Origin of the sequence: Pantoea sp. Cr_R13 (genome assembly GCF_029222565.1) — a bacterium.
Taxonomy (GTDB): domain Bacteria; phylum Pseudomonadota; class Gammaproteobacteria; order Enterobacterales; family Enterobacteriaceae; genus Pantoea; species Pantoea eucalypti.
In genome coordinates, this window is record NZ_JARHXL010000013.1 from 275,513 (window position 1) to 295,444 (window position 19,932).

Consider the following 19,932-nt stretch of genomic DNA (forward strand, 5'->3'; position numbering starts at 1 on the left):
TCCTGCGTAAACATAAGGGATTCACCCCGCCAGTCGCCGCAGATCCACGAGCATCTGATATCATTGACAATACATCGCTGAAACACAGCGTAAGCACAGCAGAAATAAGGAGCAGGGGATGACAGTACAATCCCGGGAACCGCATACGCCAGAGGGCCTGCGCGCCATCGTAGCGGGCGTATTGAGAAGCTTTGAGCATCCGACCCTTAAACAGAATCTCACCTCGCTGAAAGCGCTGCATCACGTGGCGCAGCTTGACGGTACGCTGCATGTTGAACTGCTGATGCCGTTTGCGTGGGCCAGCGGGTTCGACGCCCTGAAAGAGCAGGTCAGCGCCGACCTGCTGCGTCAGACCGGCGCACGTGCCATCGACTGGCGGCTCAGCCACGATATCGCCACCCTGAAGCGGGTGAAAAACCAGCCGGGCGTTAACGGCGTTAAAAACATTATTGCGGTCAGCTCCGGCAAAGGCGGCGTGGGTAAATCCAGCACCGCCGTAAATATGGCACTGGCGCTGGCAGCTGAAGGCGCGCGCGTCGGCATTCTTGACGCTGATATCTACGGCCCGTCTGTGCCGAACATGCTTGGGACTCAGGACCAGCGGCCAACTTCGCCGGATGGGACCCATATGGCGCCGATCATGGCACATGGGCTGGCCACCAACTCCATTGGTTATCTGGTCACGGATGACAATGCGATGGTGTGGCGCGGACCCATGGCCAGTAAAGCGCTCATGCAGTTACTGAATGAGACCCTGTGGCCTGAGCTGGATTATCTGGTGCTGGATATGCCGCCCGGCACTGGCGACATTCAGCTGACGCTGGCGCAGAACGTGCCGGTAACCGGTGCGCTGGTGGTCACGACGCCGCAGGATATCGCCCTGATTGATGCCCGTAAAGGACTGGTCATGTTTGAAAAGGTCAATGTGCCGGTGCTGGGCGTGGTAGAGAATATGAGCCTGCATGTCTGCAGCCAGTGTGGCTTCCACGAGCCGATTTTCGGCACCGGCGGCGCGCAGAAACTGGTGGAAGATTACCAGACGCAACTGCTGGCCCAGTTGCCACTGCACATTGACCTGCGCGAAGATCTTGATGAAGGTGAACCGACAGTGATTCGCCGGCCCGATAGTGAGTTTACCACGCTGTATCGCCAGTTGGCCGGACGCGTCGCGGCTCAGCTTTACTGGCAAGGCGAAGTCATCCCTGGCGATATCGCCTTCCGCGCGCTTTAAGCCCGACCCGACCCGCTAGCGTATTGTGAGGCCAGCGGGTAGTGCATCAGCACATAACCGCCGTGCTCGCCTTCGCCCTGTGAAATCATCTTCCAGCCATGCTTCAGATAAAATGCCTGCGCCGCTTTGTTCTTCTGCAGGCACTTAAGCGCGCCGGTTGAGGTAAAACGCGCCTCTACCGCCTCCAGCAACGCGCTGCCCACGCCGCGCCCCTGCCAGTCTGGATCTACATAGAGACTGTGCAGGAAGTTGTCATTCTCCAGCAGGCCCGCAAAGCCGACCCGATGGCCATCAGCCTCCGCAACCAGGACGGTCTCCCCCAGAATAACGCGATCAAAATCTTCCAGTTGCCACTCGCTGCCCTCCAGCCAGCGCCAGTTATGTCGTCGCGCTGCCAGAAACAGCGTACGCAGGAAAGGACGGTCGGCTTCAGTAAACGGACGAATCTCCACGGCTCAGCTCCTTATCATCTGGTCTTACAAAACTAGCAGTGATTAGGGGAGACGTGCCTAAAAGATCGCGTAAAAGATAAAGCGGGTTAAATGTCACGTAAATCGCTGTACACTGCCTGCCGGGCCAGAGAGCATCAGGCTCTCAGCGTTTGATAGCTTTCGTTTATCAGATTGATAACGTCCGCATATTAGATGTTGGCCCGAAAATTATGTAACCTGCATCACATATTTTAACGGAGGCCACCAGATGTCTATTATCAATACCAAAATTAAGCCGTTCAAAAACGCAGCATTCAAAAACGGCGAATTCATCGACGTAACCGAGAAAGACGTTGAAGGTAAATGGAGTGTGTTCTTCTTCTATCCAGCTGACTTCACCTTCGTCTGCCCGACCGAACTGGGCGACGTGGCTGACCATTATGAAGAGTTCCAGAAACTGGGCGTAGACATCTACTCCGTTTCTACCGACACCCACTTTACCCACAAAGCCTGGCACGGTTCTTCAGACACCATCGCGAAGATCAAATACACAATGATCGGTGACCCGACTGGCGCGCTGACCCGTAACTTCGAAATCATGCGTGAAGACGAAGGTCTGGCTGACCGTGGTACGTTCATCGTTGACCCGCAAGGCGTAATCCAGGCAATCGAAATCACTGCTGAAGGCATTGGCCGTGACGCCTCTGACCTGCTGCGTAAAGTGAAAGCGGCTCAGTACGTGGCTTCTCACCCAGGTGAAGTGTGCCCGGCTAAATGGAAAGAAGGTGATGCAACACTGGCTCCGTCTCTGGACCTGGTTGGCAAAATCTAATCCCGCTTCGCTCTTTCGATCATTCTCCAATCGGGTGCTGCGGCACCCGATTTTTTGACCAGGATATCACTATGCTCGACACAAATTTGAAAACCCAGCTCAAGGCGTACCTTGAGAAATTAACCAAACCTGTTGAGTTGATTGCCACCCTGGATGAGGGTGCAAAATCAACCGAGATCCGTGAACTGTTGGTTGATATTGCCGGCTTGTCTGACAAAGTCAGCTTCCGCGAAGAGAACGATCGTCAGGTGCGTAAGCCTTCATTTCTGATCACCAACCCAGGTTCGAACAGCGGCCCGCGTTTTGCCGGTTCACCTCTGGGTCACGAATTTACCTCACTGGTGCTGGCACTGTTACAGACCGGTGGGCATCCGTCTAAAGAAGCACAGAGCCTGCTGGACCAGATCGCCGCGCTGGACAGTGACTTCCATTTCGAAACCTATTATTCACTCTCATGCCATAACTGCCCGGACGTCGTCCAGGCGCTGAACCTGATGGCGGTGATTAACCCGCGCATCAGCCACACTGCTATCGACGGTGGCCTGTTCCAGAACGAGATTCAGGAACGCAACGTGATGGGCGTGCCAGCGGTTTACCTGAATGGTAAAGAGTTTGGTCAGGGCCGCATGAGCCTGGCGGAAATCGTCAGCAAAGTAGATACCAACGCGGATAAACGTGCAGCGGAAGAGCTGAACAAGCGTGACGCCTATGAAGTCCTGATTATCGGCAGTGGCCCGGCGGGCGCAGCGGCAGCCATCTACTCAGCGCGTAAGGGTATCCGTACTGGCCTGATGGGCGAACGTTTTGGCGGCCAGGTACTGGATACGGTGGATATCGAAAACTACATCTCCGTACCGAAAACCGAAGGCGCGAAACTGGCAGGTTCACTGCGCGCACACGTTGATGATTACAATGTGGATGTCATTGAAAGCCAGAGCGCCATCAAACTGATCCCGGCGGCGAAAGAGGGCGGACTGCATGCCATCGAAACTGCCTCCGGCGCAGTATTGAAGTCTCGCAGTATCATTCTGGCGACCGGCGCACGCTGGCGCAACATGGGTGTGCCGGGTGAAGAAGAGTATCGCACCAAAGGCGTCACCTATTGCCCACACTGCGATGGCCCGCTGTTTAAAGGCAAGCGCACGGCAGTGATCGGCGGCGGAAACTCCGGCGTTGAAGCGGCCATTGACCTGGCGGGTATCGTTGAACATGTTACGCTGCTGGAGTTTGCCGGTGAGATGCGTGCCGACCAGGTGCTGCAGGATAAACTGCGTAGCCTGAAGAACGTTGATGTCATCCTGAACGCGCAGACCACCGAAGTGAAAGGCGACGGCACTAAAGTAACCGGCCTGCACTATCTTGACCGTACGACGCAGACCACCCATGAGCTGCCGCTCTCTGGTATCTTCGTTCAGATCGGTCTGCTGCCAAATACCCCGTGGCTGGAAGGCGCGGTTGAGCGCAATAAAATGGGTGAGATCATCATCGATGGTAAATGCGAAACCAGCCTGAAAGGCGTGTTCGCGGCGGGCGACTGCACCACCGTGCCGTACAAGCAGATTATTATTGCCAGCGGCGAAGGGGCAAAAGCTTCACTGAGCGCTTTTGACTATCTGATTCGCACTAAATCGGCTTAATAACGTTTAGTCAGTCAGACAATAGCCCTTCAGCATTCGTGCTGAGGGGCTTTTTTTAGTCTGTTAATAGCCCGCCAGCGTCATCAGCATCATCCATATCGGCGTCGTCACCGCGGCAAACACCGTAGAAAAGAGCATACTGGCCGCCGCCGGGCCGGTAATGACATTAAACTTCTGCGACATCAGATAAACGTTTACTCCCACCGCCATTGATCCCAGCAGGACTACCACTTTACTCTCCAGCGGAGGCAGACCGGTCAGCCACGCGATAGCCCATACCGTCATCGGTTGCAGCACCAGCTTCAGCAGGCAAATGGTATAGCTCTCTTTTAAGCCGTCCCGCACCCGATAGTGCGCCAGGCTCATGCCCAGCGTGACCAGCGACAGCGGCGCGGCCAGCGAGGCCAGCATCTTTAATGGTTCAGCGGCCAGCTGCGGCAACGGGCGTTGCAGAAAACTCCAGGCTGTACCGCTGAGAATGCCGATGATGAGCGGATTCTTCAGCACACCGATCAATGTGCGCCAAAGGCCATTCAGCGAGAAGCTGCCCTGTTTCGCCCACTCGACTGAAACGGTCAGTAAAGTCCACAGGATCAGGCTGTTAAACACCAATACCAGTGCCACCGGTGGCAGCGCTTCTGGCCCGAGTAACACGGTGGCCACCGGGATCCCCAGCATCACGTTATTAGAGAAGATACCGCCCAGGGCAAAGACTGAAGCCGCCACGCCATCCAGATCGAACAGCCTTGTTGCCAGCAGTCGCCCCACGATAAACACCAGCAGGCAACTGCCGAAGAAGGCCAGTAACAGGCGCGCATCCACCGGCGGACTTTGTGAGAAGGTACTCATTACCCGAAACAGCATGCAGGGCAGCGCAACGTTAAACACAAAGCGGTTCATCCCTTCGCTTATGCTGGCAGGCCATTTTCCGAGGCGTGTCAGGCAGTATCCCAGTAAGATCAGGATAAACAGCGGGGCAGAAAGATAAATTTGATGGCTTAAGCTTTCAAACAGCAGTGGCATAGAGGGCGTCTGATCAGGCGATGATTAGTTACCAGACTAACAAATTGCTAACTAACTGTTAACTGCAACGGTGTCTGAACCCTCCGCCGTGAGGGCGACTAATCTAACCAGCGACGCGCCTGTTCATCGGTGATATCACGATAATAGACGCGATGGATTATTTCGTTACAGGCTGAGCAGCGTGCGGAAATATAGGTTGAAAAATAATATCTGCCACTGGGTGCGACGGCGCCCTGACGTTCAATAATAATATCCTGCCATCGATGACGGTGTGGAATAAGCGCTAAAAATCGCATCATACATCCTGAATAGTATGAAGTTCCGCTTCAGGAGGCAACTAACCTCATGAAATAAAATATTTTTTACGATGATGCTGCAAGCAGGTTAATTATTATTATGCAGTCAGAGACACTGCAGGAAATATTTCCTGTCAGGGGGATAAATAAAGCTAACTATAAAGAGGTATTTCGTTAACCCGCAGCATTAAGCCTTTTTTTGTGACCTAAGGCGTTGATCGGGATCATATGAATTGTTTCAGCACGGATTATTTCCCCGACAGGTGTCGCTTGCTTTCACCGTATAGCTCTCCTATGCTGCAAGCCGTAACACGACTCGGGGTGCCGCTTTCCACACGGAAAGGGCTGAGAAAAACCCGCTGACCTGAACTGGATAATGCCAGCGTAGGGAAGTCTGATGCCTGACCGCATTCGCCTTCTTGTTCGCCGGTTGGGAGCTACGATGACACATCAATCTCAACACCTTTCTGCCGCGCACTTCGCGCCCATCCTGCACACTTTCCGCCGTCAGTCACCGCTGGTGCACTGCATGACCAATGACGTGGTTCAGAACTTCACCGCCAATGTACTGCTGGCACTTAATGCCTCACCGGCGATGGTGATCGATCCGGAGGAGGCGGCACAGTTCAGTGAATTGGCCGATGCGCTGCTGATTAATGTGGGCACGTTAACCCGCGAACGGCAGCAGGCGATGCAGGCTGCCATCACTGCCGCTAATCTGGCGGGCACACCCTGGACACTCGATCCGGTTGCGGTCGGCGCGCTGACACTACGCAGTGACTTCTGTCAGCAGTTATTGAGTCAGCAACCGGCGGTGATCCGCGGCAATGCATCAGAGATTCTGGCGCTGGCACAGCAGGCCAGCGGCGGGCGGGGCGTTGATACACTGCATCAGGCGGATACGGCAATTGATGCAGCACAGAAACTTGCTGAGACCTGGAATACGCTGGTGATCGTCACCGGTGAAGTGGACTACGCCACGGATGGTCAGCGGATCCTCGCCATAAGCGGTGGCAGCCCGTTAATGACACGGGTGGTGGGCACCGGCTGTGCACTTTCCGCCGTGGTAGCGGGCTTCAGTAGTCTGCCGGGTGATCGTTTAATGAATGTCGCGGCCGCCTGTCAGGTCATGGCCCTGGCGGGGGAAAAGGCAGCACCGCAGTCTGTCGGGCCGGGCAGTTTTGCCAACGCGTTTATTGATGCACTCTGGACGCTGGAGGTGCGCAATGAAGCGCATTAATGCCCTGACGATTGCCGGTACCGATCCCAGCGGCGGGGCAGGCATTCAGGCCGATCTGAAAACCTTCTCGGCTTTGGGCGCCTATGGCACCAGTGTCATAACCGCGCTGGTGGCACAAAACACGCAAGGCGTGCAGTCTGTTTACCGGATTGCACCTGAGTTTGTTGCCGCCCAGCTCGATTCGGTGCTGAGTGATGTGCGCATCGACAGCGCAAAAATTGGCATGCTGTCAGAAACGGCCATTGTGGAGCAGGTTGCTGCCCGGCTGAGAAAGGCAGATATCCCGTTTGTGGTACTGGATACAGTGATGGTCGCAAAAAGTGGCGATGCGCTGCTCTCGCCAGACGCCGTGGCCAGCGTACGTGAGCTGTTATTGCCGCAGGTCTCGTTGATCACGCCGAATCTGCCGGAAGCGGCGGCGTTGCTCGATTGTGCTGTCGCCAGCGATGAAGCGGAGATGCGCGAGCAGGGACGGGCATTGCTGGCGCTGGGCTGTCAGGCTGTGCTGATGAAAGGCGGCCATCTTACAGCGGCGGAGAGCCCGGACTGGCTCATCACGCATTCCACTGAGCAGCGATTCAGCACGTCTCGTGTCAATACCCGTCACACCCATGGCACCGGCTGCACGCTGTCGGCCGCCCTGGCCGCGTTGCGTCCGCGTCATGCTGACTGGGCAGAGACGATTGGGGAAGCCAAAAACTGGTTACAACAGGCGTTGTTAATGGCAGATACGCTGGAGGTCGGGAAGGGCATCGGGCCGGTTCACCATTTTCATCAATGGTGGTGACGGCGAAGACCCGCACCGGCCTGACATTCAGGCGGTGCGGCTGATGAGCGATTAGGGTGCTTCAAACCAGGCGCTGTTACGCTCGGCAATGGGAGTGATTGAGAAGATCATCTCCTGCAGGTGGCGACGCATCGCCGCTTCGGCAGCATTGTCGTCATGGCCCTTGAGCGCGGCAAAAATCTCTTCATGCTGCTCAATTAGCTTTTCTGGCGGCGAGACTTCACTCAGCGTCAGAAAGCGCACGCGGTCCATTGCCGCTTTGATGTTCTCCACCGTCTCCCAGGCCAGCTTGCAGTCGATACTTTCAGCGATCAGGCGATGAAACTCATCGTCCAGCGTAAGAAAAGCCTGGCTGTCATGGCGCTCAGCGGCCATACGCTGCAGCTGGAGGTTATGTTCCAGCGCCATCAGCGCCGAATCGTCTATCTCCAGCGCCGCGCGACGAACCACCGACACTTCCACCGCCTCACGGATAAAGCGACCATCCGCTACCCGCTTAGCGGAGATTTTGCGCACAAAGGTGCCGCGCTGCGGCAATACCTGTACCAGTCCGGCTTCAGCCAGCTTGATGAACGCTTCGCGCACCGGCTGGCGTGAAACGTTGAAGCGCGCGGACACTTCCTTTTCAGAAAGCAGCGAGCCTGGCTGAATTGCGCAGGTGACAATATCTTTGCGCAGATACCGGTAAATCTGCTGATTTACCGGTTCGCTGGTCGTAATGGTATAGGCGATCGACATGCAGCAATATCCATATTACGGCTGGCAAAAGCCAGCGCGATGGGAAAGTGCCAGTCTAATCAGCGCGCTGCGTCTGCGCCAGCCCTTTTAGCTGCGGTTGAGACACTGGTGCACCGTCGCGCGCGCGCCCTGAGTGGCCAGTTTGTTATACCAGGCGGTCAGTCGGCCGACTACATCGGCATTCTGCGCCAGATCGTCGCCAAACACTTCGCGCATGGAGAGTAACGCCCGTACACGCGCTTCACCCTCTTCGCTGCTGGCGACGCATTCTGCCAGTTGCGCTTTCATCGGATCACGAATCTCAATCGGCTGACCCTTCTCATCAATGCCGCCGACATAGCGCATCCAGCCCGCCACGCCCAGCAACAGTAGGTCGCAGTCGCTGCCGCGCTGCAGGTGCCAGCGCAGGCTATCAAGCATACGTTGTGGCAGCTTCTGGGTGCCGTCAGTGGCAATCTGTCCGGTGCGATGTTTAATCGCACGGTTTTCATAACGGGCAATCAGCGAATCGGCGTATGCATTGAGCTCCACGCCCTGAGTGCGCAGCGTTGGGGCTTGCTCATCCACCATCAGTGAACGGGCGGCGGCGCGGAAATGAGGATCGGCCATGCAGTCGCTGATGTACTCATAACCGGCCAGGAAGCCAAGATAGGCCAGGAAAGAGTGGCTGCCATTCAACATCCGCAGTTTCATCTCTTCATAGGGCAGGACATCGCTGACCAGCTCTGCGCCTGCTTTTTCCCACGCCGGACGACCATTAACGAAGTTATCTTCGATCACCCACTGGAAGAAGGGCTCCGCTTCAACCGCAACCGGATCGCTGCAACCCAGGCGCACGTTCAGCGCGGCAAATGCCGCATCGGTCATGGCCGGCACGATGCGATCCACCATGGTGGAGGGGAAGGTGATGTGCTGCTGAATGTAGTCTGCCAGCGCCGGATCCTGATACTGTGCCAGCTGCACAATCACATTACGGATGACGTGACCATTTTCCGGCATGTTGTCGCAGGACATTACGCTGAACGCAGGCAGATCCTGCTTCCGCCGGCGGCGAATCGCGGCCAGAATCAGACCCGGCAGCGAGCGAGGCGAGTCTGGATTCTGCAGATCGTGCACGATGTCAGGATGATCGGGATTTAAATTTCCACTGGCGGGCTGATGGCAATAGCCTTTCTCGGTGACGGTCATAGAGACAATGGCCACCTCTGGCTGACTCATTGCGTTGATCACCGCCTCAATCCCATCACTTTTGCCGTGCAGCGCCTGAGTAATCACGCCAATGACCCGGGTTTGCAGTGAGTCATCGGCCATCTCTGTCAGGGTATAGAGCAGATTTTGCTCACGCAGAGCCTGAATCAGATCGCCGCTGTTGAGGTTAACTTCGCAGTAGCCCCAGTCACTGCCTTGTTCAGCCAGCTTATCGCTGCAGAGTGCCTGATGCGCGCGGTGAAACGCACCAAAACCAATATGTACCATGCGAGTCTTTAAATTGCTGCGGTCGTAAGTGGGGCGCTGGACCTCAGCGGGCAGGCGATCAATCTGTAACATACTCCGTCCTTATGGCAAACGGGGCGCATGGCGCCCCGAAATCATCGTTCTGTTAGCGGAACAACACTCAGACCGAAACCGGTTTATCCTGGGATTTCGGACTGCGAATCACGAACAGCACCAGGAAAGCCCCCAGCGCGGCGACACAACCCGCCAGTACAAAGGCGCTATCGAATTTACCGGTGTGCTGGACAATAAAGCCGGTGACGATCGGCCCGATGATGCCGGAGAGGCTACCCACCAGATGGATAAAGCCGCTGATGCTGCCGATACGACTCTTGTGTACCACATCCTGAATAATCGCCCAGTAGATCGCGCCGGTAATATAGAGAAAGAAAATCGACACCGACATCATCATAACGGCAGGAACCACTTCTTTTATCGTACCCGCCAGTGCCACACAAATTGCGGCTGCCAGCAGTGAGACCACCAGCACAATTTTACGGGACAACAACAGTTTGCCGGTGATATTGAAGATTTTATCGGAGATCCAGCCACCCAGCGCCAGACCAACGAATCCCACTATCCACGGGATCATGGTGGTGATGCTCATGGATTTGATATCCAGGCCGTGCGCCTGCACCAGATAGGCCGGGAACCAGCTCAGGAAGAAGAACAGGATGTAGTTGTAGCAGAAGAAGGCAAACGCCGTGACCAGGATAATCGGCTGGCGCAGGTAGTAGCCAAACGGATGCGGCGTTTCAGCCAGGTCAACCTCATCATTCGGATTGGTGGCTTTCAGGCGATCAATCAGCAGACGCTCTTTTTCGGTGACAATTTTGCTTTTTGCCGGGTTATCAGCGGCAAAGGAGAGCCAGAACGCCATCCAGACCAGACCGATACAGCAGACGATCACAAACGCCGGACGCCAGCCATAGGCCAGAGCAAGATAGCCAATGATCGGGCCGGCGACGGCGCCACCCAAAGGTGAGCCGGCACTCAGTAAGCCCATCGCTGTTGCGGCCTGTTTTTTCGGGAACCAGCCGTTAATGGCTTTGTTGGCTGAGGAGCAGATTGGGCCTTCCGCCATGCCGAATAGCACACGCAGAATCAGCAGCGACCAGAAGCCGGTCGCCAGTGCTGTCATGCCGCAGAAAATGGACCAGGCACCCACCGCCACGGCCAGCACGATTTTCGGGCCAAAGCGGTCAGTGGCGAGGCCGCCGACAAAGTTAAACAGGGCATAGCCGAAAAAGAAGCTGCCGAAAATCATGCCGAACTGCTCAGCATTGATCGCCAGATCTTTCTCCACCAGCGGCACCGTCAGTGAGAGGGCAACACGATCGAGGTAGTTGATCATGTAAACCAGGAAGAGCAGCAAAACGAGGGTCCAGCGCAGATTCTTGAACATACAAACTCCGTGATCTGTTTTCTTTTTTAATCAGGCCGGCGGGTACGCACCGGCGAAGGAGACCTGGTGTTCAGCGGGAGTTAACCCATTTGCAGGATCACTTTGCAGCAGGTGCGCGGATCTTTTTCGAACAGGGTCATCGCGCGTTCAATCTCCTGCAGCGGGAAGTAGTGCGTCACGAGTTTTTCTGGCTGGATCAAGCCTTTTTCCATCCACGCGATCACCTGTGGAAAGCGGTTGCTGTTGAGACGCGAGGTAAACAGCGACAGCTCTTTGCTGGTCAGGCTCTGCTGAGTAATGCTGCACGGTTCGCCGGAGAAGCCCAGCAGACCGATACGCGCGGCCGGTGAGGCGAGCGCGGCGGCTTCTGCCAGAATAGCGGGATGGCAGGCGGCGTCGATAATCAGCGTGGGCTGTACGCCCTCAAGCTGTGCTGCCAGCGGGATTTCGCTGTTATCGAACCGCTGATCGGCACCACTCTCTTCAGCCAGCGCCAGGCGTTCCGGCAGACGATCCACCACCATCACTTTTTTCACTTTATAGACGTTTTTCAGCACCTGAATCGCGGTAAGCCCCATTGGTCCGGCGCCATAAATCAGGGCGACATCGTCTGGCTGCGGCTTAAGAAACGCCGTAATGTTGGCTGCGATGGTAAAGGGCTCAACCAGGCTGGCAAGCTTGTCGGGGATGGCGTCCGGCAACTCCCAGGCATTTTTTGCCGGGGCCAGCGCATAGTCGCTGAAGCCGCCGTCGCGATGCACGCCAATCACCTGCAGTGTGGTACAGACATTGGGACGGCCTACCGAGCAGGGATAGCAGCTGCCGCAGCTCACCACCGGATCGACCGCTACGCGCTGACCCAGTCGGGCCGCATCGACTCCCGCACCTACCGCATCGATCACACCAAAAAATTCATGGCCAATCACGCGCGGATATTTCGCGAACGGGTTATGGCCGTGCCAGATATGCACATCCGAACCGCAGATACTGGCATAGGCCACTTTGACCCGGACTTCGCCTGCCGCCGGTTGTGGCAGTGGACGTTCAGCTATCACCAGTTCGCCTGGCTGTTCAATAACAACACTTTTCATGAGCTTCTCCTTACCAGTTCCACAGGGTGCCATCTTCAAGACGGGCGACCGGCAGATAGGCAGGTTCATAGGGATATTTCGCAGCCAGTTTCTCGTTGAACTCTATGCCAAGGCCCGGTTTGTCGCCGGGATGCATATAGCCCTGATCAAAGGTCCAGTTTGCGTCAAATAGCTCCATCATCTGTTCAGAGAAGCCCATGTACTCCTGCACGCCGAAGTTCGGCACCCAGAGGTCAAAGTGCAGTGCTGCCGCCATGCAAATCGGGGAGAGGTCTGAAGGACCGTGAGAGCCGGTGCGCACCTGATAGAGTGAGGCAAAATCAGCGATACGTCGCATACCGGTAATCCCGCCCGCATGTGTGATGGTGGTGCGGATGTAGTCGATCAGCTGCTCTTCAATCAGCTGCTTACAATCCCAGATGCTGTTGAACACTTCGCCCACCGCAATAGGCGTGACGGTGTGCTGGCGGATCAGACGGAAGCATTCCTGGTTTTCGGCGGGTGTCGGATCTTCCATCCAGAACAGGCGATAATCTTCCACGCTCTTGCCAAAACGCGCGGCTTCAATCGGTGTCAGGCGATGGTGCATGTCATGCAGCAGATGCTCATCGAAACCAAATTTGTCACGGATGGCTGCGAACAATTTCGGGGTGAAATCGAGGTATTTTTCCGTTGACCAGAACTGCTCTTCCGGCCAGTGACCTTTGGTTGCCGGCTCGTAAGCCAGGCCTTTGCCTTTCGCCATCCCGTAAGTGGTTTTCATGCCCGGCACGCCGCACTGGGCGCGAATCGCTTTGAAGCCCAGCTCTTTGTGTTTCGCGTAGTCATCCATCACTTCATCAATGGAATGGCCGGTGGTGTGGCAATAGACCATAACGCCAGTGCGTGAGGCACCACCCAGCAACTGGTAAAGCGGCATATTGGCGGCTTTACCTTTGATATCCCACAGTGCCATATCGACCGCAGAGATAGCTGACATAGTCACCGGACCGCGACGCCAGTAAGCGCCTTTGTAGAAGTATTGCCAGATATCTTCGATCTGATGGGCGTTGCGGCCAATCAGCTGCGGACAGATGTGATCTTTCAGGTAGGAGGAGACCGGTAATTCACGGCCATTCAGCGTGGCGTCGCCAATGCCGGTCAGTCCCTGATCCGTGGTGATTTTTAGGGTGACAAAGTTTCTGCCTGCGCAGGTTACAAATACTTCCGCCTTAACAATTTTCATCCTGGTTGCCTTTCAGTCAGCGTTCAATGATGAAAAAGTACGCACTTTAATACTACCATACAAGTTGGTCTGGCAGAGTTGTGAACCCAGTCACAGAGTGTTTTCAGGGGTACCCAGGCGCGGCAAAAAGGGGAATGAAAGAGGCGTTTTTTACAGACAGAGATTCAGACCGGCATTAAAAGGGGGGCTTTCGCCCCCTGAATCAGGCTCAGGAAAGGAGTTCACACTGTGGAGGCAGACGACAGCTCAATGCGCCCGCCATCACCTCAATCACGAATTCCCTTCCTGAAAGCGGCTCGCCATCAAGGTTAAAGGTCATTTCATGTGGAGAACGGATGGTCAGTGACTCCAGCTGAGCGGTGACGATGCCCGGATTGTCATCGTCGCCCGTCAGTGAGTGCAACAGGGTCGGCAGCAGCTCCTGTGCGGTGACAATGCTGACGTCCAGCCGGCCATCGTTAATCAGGGCCGAAGGGCAGAGTCGCTGACCACCGCCCGCCTGACGTCCATTACCAATGCCAATGACCAGCGCATCACCCTGCCAGTTGAAATCGGGACCGCTGATCTCGCAGGTATCAGGTTTCAGCGTATCCATGCGCATCAGGCCGTGAATAAAATAGGAAACACCGCCCAGTGCCGACTTTAGCTTTTCCGGGGTTTCCGTGGTGATGCGGGTGCCAAATCCACCCGTCGCCATGTTAATGAAGTAGTGATCCTGGTTCACTCTGGCCAGGTCGATGGTGCTGGCTTTGCCCTGGATCGCCAGACGCAATGCCGGTTCCATCTCTTCCGGAATGCCCACGCTGGTGGCAAAATCGTTGGCCGTTCCCAGCGGCAGGATGCCCAGCACCGGGCGATGATCGGCATTCGATGCCGCCAGCGCTGTCGCGATTTCGTTGATGGTGCCATCGCCACCACCTGCGACCACCGTCTCCGCCTGCAGCGCAATCGCCTCTTTGACGTACCTGTCGCCATCACCTTTTTCAAAAGTGACACGCACCGCAATATCGAAGCCTTCTTCACGAAGGGCAGTAATGGCTTCGCGCAGATCATCATTGCCCGCGCCTTTCCCATTCAGAATGAGTAGCGTTAGCGGTTTATTATCCATTTTGCGTTCCTTGGAGATCTACAGAGTAAGAAGGGGAATTTATAACATAGCTGCCAGCAGTAAATAATTGGCGAAAGAGAGAAAAAAGAAAACCCGCACGGGGGAGCCGGGCGGGTAAATGAGGTGGTTCCAGGTAAATCTGCCGTTTGTTGTTACTCATTAGCAGCAGGCAGGACTATAAAGCAGCGCTGAACAGGGGTCTGTGATCCTGTTCTGATTTCCTCAAAATGTTTCCGTTGGTAAACGATTATGTGGATCCCGGGTATCTTCACCGTGATCGAAGTTGCGCAGCAGCAGTGCAAAACGCAGATCGACTTCCTGCGGCACCCGCAACCAGACGCGATGGCCATCGCCCGGCGCAACCTCGGTGGGTTCGCCGCGCGCGTTCTGCAGCGCATCAAGCTGACAATTCAGGTTTCCTTCGGGCGTCATGATCTCCACGCTGTCGTGCAGCATAAACTTGTTCTTCACCGCCACTTCAGCCCACTCATTCCGACGCTCGCCGGTAAATTCGCCGACAAATTGCTGGCGATCGGACACGGAAAAACCCTGCTGATAATTCTGATAACTGTCATGAGTGTGGCGGCGAAGGAAGCCTTCGGTATAGCCGCGATGGGCCAGACCTTCCAGCGTCAACAGCAGTGACGGATCAAACGGCTTCCCGGCAGCGGCATCATCAATCGCCCGGCGATACACCTGAGCGGTGCGGGCGCAGTAGTAATAGGACTTAGTACGTCCCTCGATTTTCAGCGAATGAACGCCCATCTCGCTAAGCTGCTCAACATGCGCGACCGCGCGCAGATCCCGCGAGTTCATGATATAGGTGCCATGCTCATCTTCGAACGCGCTCATCACTTCGCCAGGTTTCATCTTCTCTTCCAGCAGAAACACCTTGTCGGTAGGCTGACCGATGCCCAGCACCGGCGTGACATCCTGCACTGCGACCGGCGTGTGAATACCGACGATATTCCCCACCTCATCCTGCTGGCCTTCCTGCACTTTATATTCCCAGCGGCAGGCATTGGTGCAGGTGCCCTGATTCGGGTCGCGCTTGTTCATATAGCCTGACAGCAGGCAGCGACCGGAATAGGCCATACAGAGCGCGCCATGAACGAAGACTTCCAGCTCCATCTCCGGCACCTGCTGGCGGATCTCGCCAATCTCCTCCAGCGATAACTCGCGTGACAGGATTACCCGGCTCAGCCCCATCTGCTGCCAGAATTTTACCGTGGCCCAGTTGACCGCATTGGCCTGCACCGACAGGTGAATCGGCATCGTCGGAAAAGCCTCGCGCACCAGCATGATAAGACCGGGATCGGACATGATCAGCGCGTCAGGCTGCATCTCCACCACCGGCGTCAGGTCGCGAATAAAGGTTTTCAGCTTGGCGTTATGCGGCGCAATGTTCACCACCACATAGAATTTTTTGCCCAGCGCGTGCGCTTCATTGATGCCCAGCGCAAGATTTTCGTGGGTAAATTCGTTGTTGCGCACCCGCAGGCTATAGCGCGGCTGGCCGGCATAGACGGCATCGGCCCCATAAGCAAAGGCGTAACGCATGTTTTTTAGCGTGCCAGCAGGGGAAAGCAGTTCGGGTTTCATGATCTTCTCACTGATGTCAGGTCAGTATGTCGCTTAAGGCGACAGGTGCAGGACCATTAAGAGCCTATCCCATCAGGCTATTTTATTTGCCAGTCTGAACCTGGGCAGTGCTCACAATCCTCACGTACTACGTGTACGCTCCGGTTGTTCCGCGCTGTCCGTGTCCAGACTGCCTGCAACAATTACACCTGCTGGGATAGGCTCTAAGCCCTGCAAAGGGTGCGGAATTGTAGGCAGTGAGAAAAGGGAAGTAAATTGATCGGGATCAAACTAGATCAAATGACAGGCATCGGCTTCCCAGCGATAGCCCATCCCGTAGACGGCGCGGATAAAAGGTTGCTCACTGTCGAGGTTCTCTAGCTTCCGCCGCAGATTCTTGATATGGCTGTCGATGGTGCGATCCGTGACCACGCGGTAGTCATCATAAAGATGGTTGAGCAGCTGTTCACGTGAAAAGACCTTGCCCGGTTCCAGCGACAACGTTTTCAGCAGACGGAATTCCGCCGGAGTAAGATCCAGTGGCTTTTCGCGCCAGCTGGCGAAGAAGCGGCTTTCGTCGACCCGCAGCAACGAGGCGCTTTGCGGCTCTTCCGCTGAACGCCTGACCCGGCGCAGAATCGTTTTGACCCGTGCCACCACTTCACGCGGACTGAAGGGTTTGCAGATGTAGTCATCCGCGCCCAGCTCTAATCCCAGCAGCCGATCAATCTCCTCGGTACGCGCGGTGACCATAATAATCGGCAGCTCGGAATGACGGCGGATTTCACGGCAAAGCGTTAAGCCATCGGTGCCAGGCAGCATTAAATCCAGCAGCATCAGATCGGGTGGCGTCTGACGCACATACTCCAGCACCGCGTTGCCGTCGGCGATGTGATGGGTACGGTAGTTTGAGGCGTGCAGATAATCGATCATCAGCTGCGCCAGTTTCGGCTCATCTTCGACCACCAGAATCAGCGGGTCGTGGTTTTCCTGGCTCATAAGCATTTACACAAGGGGAACATAGCGCAAGTGTAGCGCGATTTTCAGTCCACCTAAATCAGAGTGCGACGCATGAATATCGCCACCATGTGCATCAGCGATATTTTTACAGATGGCCAGCCCCAGACCCGAGCCGCCGCTGGCGCGGTTGCGCGAGCCTTCGGTGCGGAAGAAACGCTCAAAAATCTGCACCTGATGTTCTTTATCCACGCCAGGTGCGCTGTCATCAAAATCGATGCACCAGTGGGGCGCTTCATACTTCAGTGTCACTTCAACGCGGCCACCGCTGTCGGTGTAGCGCAGGCTGTTCTCAAGAAGGTTGGTGAATAACTGCATCAGCCTGCCGGGATCGCCAAAGAATGGGGCGTTTTCGGGCAGATTCAGTTTCAGCGTCAGGCCGTGCGCGCGATAGCGCTCGGCAAAGCTGCCCGCCGTCACCTCCAGCAACTGAACCAGATCGGTGGCCTGTTTGCGGTAGGCAAGGGCACCCTCATCCGATAACGACAGCTGGTGCAGATCGTCCACCAGCTTGGTCAGCACCACCACCTCGCTCTGCAGCGAGGCGATCGCTTCGGGCGTCAGTTTGCGCACCCCATCCTGCATCGCTTCCAGTTCACCGCGCAGGATCGCCAGCGGTGTGCGCAGCTCATGGGAGATGTCGGCCATAAAAGCGCGCCGCATGCTTTCGTTTTTCTCCAGCGAGCTGGCGAGAAGGTTAAAGTCACCGGCCAGCTGGCCCAGCTCATCCCGGCTGCTGACCTCCACGCGGGTAGCAAAATTACCGGCCGCCAGATGATGAGTGCCGTCGACCAGTCGCTTGACCGGCGCCAGCAGACCGCGCGCCATCAGCCAGGTCGCCAGCGCCGCCAGCAGCGTTGAAAGCCCCACGATAATCCAGCTGGTACGCCGCTGCTGTTGATCAAAGTTAATGTCGGTGCTGCGCGTCAGCCGCTCCGGCGGCGAGCCGATCACCCAGCCGACCACTTTATTGTTGCTGGTGGTGATGTTGCGTCGTGTGCCTTCGGGTGGCACCGGCGATTTTGGTCCGGCCAGCACTTTATACTGCTGGTCAAGAATCCAGAACTGGGTACGCCAGCCGTGCGGCGGTAGCTGGCTGTTGCTGTCGGGATTCTGCTCCAGCGAGCGCAGCATGGTAAAGACCAGCCGATCGTTATGGCGCAAAAAATCCCAGTTGCCGTGCTGCTCATACTGATCGGCGAGGGCATCGCTGAGCAGGTTTAACCGCTGCTCGTTGCCGCGTTTAATGTAGTCGACAAAGCCGTGCTCGAAACTCATCCGAACGCCCCAGTGCATGGTGATCAGGACCAGCATGCAGGTAGCGAAAATCGCCATAAACAGTTTGGCACCGATGCCCAGTCGCAGGTTAACTCTCATTTTTCTCTCCGGCGTCGCAAATCAACGTTGGCATTCGTCTGTGGCGGGACGCGCCAGAACACCAGCGCGGGCAGAAGAATAATCAGCGACATGCAAAGGTAGGTATAAATAAACATTGAGTGATTCGCGGTGCTGTTCGCCATGTTTTCATGAGCAAATGCGCCCAGCAGCAGCCCGGCGACGGTGACGCCAATACTCATCGACAGCTGCATAATCATCGACAGCAGGCTGTTGCCGCTGGATGCCAGCTCATCGGGCAGCTCCTTCAGCGTCAGGGTATTCATTGAAGAGAAGCGAATGGCATTGACCATGCCCTGCAGAAACAGCACCAGCGGCAGTAGCCAGACCCAACCCATGAGCGCCACCAGTGGGAACAGCAGGACCACCAGCGCCAGCGCCACCGTCGACATCACCAGCACGTTGCGGTAGCCGTAAAGATTGACGATGCGCACCACTATGCGCTTCATCCCCATATTCCCCAGCACCATTGAAATCATCATCAGACCGGCGTGAAACGGGCTGTAGCCCATGCCAATCTGCAGAAAAATAGGGGTCATAAAGGGCAGCATGCCGCTGCCGATGCGGCCGGTAAAACTGCCCAGCAGACCAATGGCATAAACGCGATTATCAAACAGCCTCAGGCTGAACAGCGCATTATCATTGCCGCGTGCATGCATCAGGTAGAAGAGCAGAGAGAACAGGCCAACGAGAATCATGGCACCCAGTAACAGCGGTGAGCCACCACTGCTACGCTGGCCATCCAGCGCCAGTGTCAGGGTTGCCATGCCAGCGGCCAGCAGAATAAACCCGGCGAAATCAAAGCGCCGCGTTTGCATAATGTGGTTGGGCATCAGCATCAGAGTGGCGATAGCGCCGGCGATGCCGACCGGAATATTGATGAGAAAGATCCAGTGCCAGCTGGCGTACTCTACCAGCACACCGCCCAGTGCCGGACCCAGCAGCGGGCCAATCTGGCCGGGCAGGGTGACAAAGGTCATGGCGGACATATATTGCTCGCGCGGCACGATTTTCATCACCGTCAGGCGACCCACGGGAACCATCATGGCTCCGCCAATCCCCTGAACCACGCGCGACAGCACCAGCTGATCCAGCGTGCCCGATATGGCGCACAGCAGCGAGCCGATACTGAACAGCAGAATCGCGCAGAAGAAAATGTTGCGCACGCCAAAACGATCCGCCAGCCAGCCACTGACCGGCAGCATCACCGCCACCGTCAGCACGTAATAGACGATCACCGAGTGCATGTGCAGCGGACTGACTCCCAGATCGTGCGCCATCGATGGGATCGCGGTATTGACGATGGTGGTATCCAGCGTCTGCATAAAGAAGCCGATGGCAACGATCCACAGTTGCCAGCGGACATGAGTGCTTTGCGTAGTCATCGATCCCCCCGATAAA

Annotated in this window: 18 protein-coding genes and 1 riboswitch; of the genes, 5 read left to right on the top strand and 13 right to left on the bottom strand. The window is 56.1% G+C overall.

Translation table 11 applies throughout. The features are described from left to right. Positions 1 to 118: 118 nt before the first annotated feature. Entirely contained in the window at positions 119 to 1,231 is a 1,113-nt protein-coding gene (gene apbC / locus P2R09_RS09015; protein ID WP_004571253.1) for an iron-sulfur cluster carrier protein ApbC, read from the top strand. On the opposite strand, the gene P2R09_RS09020 is transcribed toward apbC, so the two are convergent. After that, positions 1,228 to 1,683: a GNAT family N-acetyltransferase gene (locus P2R09_RS09020; protein WP_275768922.1), complete on the bottom strand. Its 456-nt coding sequence runs from the start codon at positions 1,681 to 1,683 to the stop codon at positions 1,228 to 1,230. The genes apbC and P2R09_RS09020 overlap by 4 nt on opposite strands. Before the next feature lie 247 nt (positions 1,684 to 1,930). Between P2R09_RS09020 and ahpC the strand changes: the two genes are divergently transcribed. Both ahpC and ahpF read left to right on the top strand, forming a co-directional pair. Next, positions 1,931 to 2,494 (top strand): alkyl hydroperoxide reductase subunit C, encoded by a 564-nt coding sequence (gene ahpC, locus P2R09_RS09025; protein WP_004571255.1) that lies wholly within the window; start codon positions 1,931 to 1,933, stop codon positions 2,492 to 2,494. Positions 2,495 to 2,565: 71 nt separating this feature from the next. Continuing rightward, the gene (gene ahpF, locus P2R09_RS09030; RefSeq protein WP_275768924.1) at positions 2,566 to 4,131 is read left to right on the top strand and encodes an alkyl hydroperoxide reductase subunit F; all 1,566 of its coding nucleotides are present in this window, start codon (positions 2,566 to 2,568) and stop codon (positions 4,129 to 4,131) included. A 63-nt stretch (positions 4,132 to 4,194) separates the two neighbouring features. Here the strand turns inward: ahpF and P2R09_RS09035 are convergent, their stop codons facing one another. Next, on the bottom strand, positions 4,195 to 5,154 hold the full coding sequence (locus P2R09_RS09035) for an AEC family transporter (protein ID WP_078804587.1): 960 nt from the start codon (positions 5,152 to 5,154) through the stop codon (positions 4,195 to 4,197). A gap of 98 nt (positions 5,155 to 5,252) precedes the next feature. After that, complete coding sequence (locus P2R09_RS21595; RefSeq protein WP_345799223.1) at positions 5,253 to 5,450, bottom strand: hypothetical protein; 198 nt, start codon at positions 5,448 to 5,450, stop codon at positions 5,253 to 5,255. 307 nt (positions 5,451 to 5,757) lie between these two features. Next, positions 5,758 to 5,858, top strand: a riboswitch (TPP riboswitch). Positions 5,859 to 5,892: 34 nt separating this feature from the next. Between P2R09_RS21595 and thiM the strand changes: the two genes are divergently transcribed. Together thiM and thiD are read left to right on the top strand one after the other, a co-directional pair. Next, the gene (thiM, locus tag P2R09_RS09040; protein ID WP_275768926.1) at positions 5,893 to 6,690 is read left to right on the top strand and encodes a hydroxyethylthiazole kinase; all 798 of its coding nucleotides are present in this window, start codon (positions 5,893 to 5,895) and stop codon (positions 6,688 to 6,690) included. Then, on the top strand, positions 6,677 to 7,477 hold the full coding sequence (thiD, locus tag P2R09_RS09045) for a bifunctional hydroxymethylpyrimidine kinase/phosphomethylpyrimidine kinase (protein WP_275768928.1): 801 nt from the start codon (positions 6,677 to 6,679) through the stop codon (positions 7,475 to 7,477). Before thiM ends, thiD begins: the two co-directional genes overlap by 14 nt. Before the next feature lie 51 nt (positions 7,478 to 7,528). On the opposite strand, the gene P2R09_RS09050 is transcribed toward thiD, so the two are convergent. From P2R09_RS09050 to mdtD, 10 genes are all read right to left on the bottom strand, one after another. Then, on the bottom strand, positions 7,529 to 8,215 hold the full coding sequence (locus tag P2R09_RS09050; RefSeq protein WP_275768930.1) for a GntR family transcriptional regulator: 687 nt from the start codon (positions 8,213 to 8,215) through the stop codon (positions 7,529 to 7,531). A gap of 87 nt (positions 8,216 to 8,302) precedes the next feature. Further along, complete coding sequence (locus P2R09_RS09055; RefSeq protein ID WP_275768932.1) at positions 8,303 to 9,763, bottom strand: mannitol dehydrogenase family protein; 1,461 nt, start codon at positions 9,761 to 9,763, stop codon at positions 8,303 to 8,305. A 67-nt stretch (positions 9,764 to 9,830) separates the two neighbouring features. Then, on the bottom strand, positions 9,831 to 11,114 hold the full coding sequence (locus tag P2R09_RS09060; protein WP_275768934.1) for an MFS transporter: 1,284 nt from the start codon (positions 11,112 to 11,114) through the stop codon (positions 9,831 to 9,833). A gap of 80 nt (positions 11,115 to 11,194) precedes the next feature. After that, positions 11,195 to 12,205 carry a Zn-dependent oxidoreductase gene (locus P2R09_RS09065; RefSeq protein WP_275768936.1) on the bottom strand — a complete coding sequence of 337 codons (1,011 nt, stop codon included), beginning with the start codon at positions 12,203 to 12,205 and terminating at the stop codon, positions 11,195 to 11,197. A 10-nt stretch (positions 12,206 to 12,215) separates the two neighbouring features. Beyond that, entirely contained in the window at positions 12,216 to 13,430 is a 1,215-nt protein-coding gene (gene manD / locus P2R09_RS09070) for a D-mannonate dehydratase ManD (RefSeq protein ID WP_275768938.1), read from the bottom strand. Positions 13,431 to 13,638: 208 nt separating this feature from the next. Beyond that, on the bottom strand, positions 13,639 to 14,538 hold the full coding sequence (gene yegS, locus P2R09_RS09075; protein WP_004571266.1) for a lipid kinase YegS: 900 nt from the start codon (positions 14,536 to 14,538) through the stop codon (positions 13,639 to 13,641). 222 nt (positions 14,539 to 14,760) lie between these two features. Next, positions 14,761 to 16,143, bottom strand: coding sequence for a tRNA 5-hydroxyuridine modification protein YegQ (yegQ, locus tag P2R09_RS09080; RefSeq protein ID WP_275770657.1), 1,383 nt, complete (start codon positions 16,141 to 16,143; stop codon positions 14,761 to 14,763). A 267-nt stretch (positions 16,144 to 16,410) separates the two neighbouring features. After that, entirely contained in the window at positions 16,411 to 17,118 is a 708-nt protein-coding gene (baeR, locus tag P2R09_RS09085) for a two-component system response regulator BaeR (protein WP_004571268.1), read from the bottom strand. Between the two features lie 6 nt (positions 17,119 to 17,124). Further along, entirely contained in the window at positions 17,125 to 18,513 is a 1,389-nt protein-coding gene (baeS, locus tag P2R09_RS09090; RefSeq protein ID WP_275768942.1) for a two-component system sensor histidine kinase BaeS, read from the bottom strand. Beyond that, positions 18,510 to 19,916, bottom strand: a complete 1,407-nt coding sequence (mdtD, locus tag P2R09_RS09095) for a multidrug transporter subunit MdtD (protein ID WP_275768944.1) — start codon at positions 19,914 to 19,916, stop codon at positions 18,510 to 18,512. Before mdtD ends, baeS begins: the two co-directional genes overlap by 4 nt. Between the last annotated feature and the right edge of the window lie 16 nt (positions 19,917 to 19,932).

Excerpts from the sequence above, each read along its gene's own strand:
- P2R09_RS09055 (WP_275768932.1), bottom strand. The coding sequence starts at position 9,763 with ATGTTACAGATTGATCGCCTGCCCGCTGAGGTCCAGCGCCCCACTTAC.
- manD (WP_275768938.1), bottom strand. The coding sequence starts at position 13,430 with ATGAAAATTGTTAAGGCGGAAGTATTTGTAACCTGCGCAGGCAGAAAC.
- P2R09_RS09050 (WP_275768930.1), bottom strand. The coding sequence starts at position 8,215 with ATGTCGATCGCCTATACCATTACGACCAGCGAACCGGTAAATCAGCAG.
- yegS (WP_004571266.1), bottom strand. The coding sequence starts at position 14,538 with ATGGATAATAAACCGCTAACGCTACTCATTCTGAATGGGAAAGGCGCG.
- P2R09_RS09065 (WP_275768936.1), bottom strand. The coding sequence starts at position 12,205 with ATGAAAAGTGTTGTTATTGAACAGCCAGGCGAACTGGTGATAGCTGAA.
- thiD (WP_275768928.1), top strand. The coding sequence starts at position 6,677 with ATGAAGCGCATTAATGCCCTGACGATTGCCGGTACCGATCCCAGCGGC.
- thiM (WP_275768926.1), top strand. The coding sequence starts at position 5,893 with ATGACACATCAATCTCAACACCTTTCTGCCGCGCACTTCGCGCCCATC.
- ahpC (WP_004571255.1), top strand. The coding sequence starts at position 1,931 with ATGTCTATTATCAATACCAAAATTAAGCCGTTCAAAAACGCAGCATTC.
- P2R09_RS09035 (WP_078804587.1), bottom strand. The coding sequence starts at position 5,154 with ATGCCACTGCTGTTTGAAAGCTTAAGCCATCAAATTTATCTTTCTGCC.
- apbC (WP_004571253.1), top strand. The coding sequence starts at position 119 with ATGACAGTACAATCCCGGGAACCGCATACGCCAGAGGGCCTGCGCGCC.
- mdtD (WP_275768944.1), bottom strand. The coding sequence starts at position 19,916 with ATGACTACGCAAAGCACTCATGTCCGCTGGCAACTGTGGATCGTTGCC.
- ahpF (WP_275768924.1), top strand. The coding sequence starts at position 2,566 with ATGCTCGACACAAATTTGAAAACCCAGCTCAAGGCGTACCTTGAGAAA.
- baeR (WP_004571268.1), bottom strand. The coding sequence starts at position 17,118 with ATGAGCCAGGAAAACCACGACCCGCTGATTCTGGTGGTCGAAGATGAG.
- P2R09_RS21595 (WP_345799223.1), bottom strand. The coding sequence starts at position 5,450 with ATGCGATTTTTAGCGCTTATTCCACACCGTCATCGATGGCAGGATATT.
- P2R09_RS09060 (WP_275768934.1), bottom strand. The coding sequence starts at position 11,114 with ATGTTCAAGAATCTGCGCTGGACCCTCGTTTTGCTGCTCTTCCTGGTT.
- baeS (WP_275768942.1), bottom strand. The coding sequence starts at position 18,513 with ATGAGAGTTAACCTGCGACTGGGCATCGGTGCCAAACTGTTTATGGCG.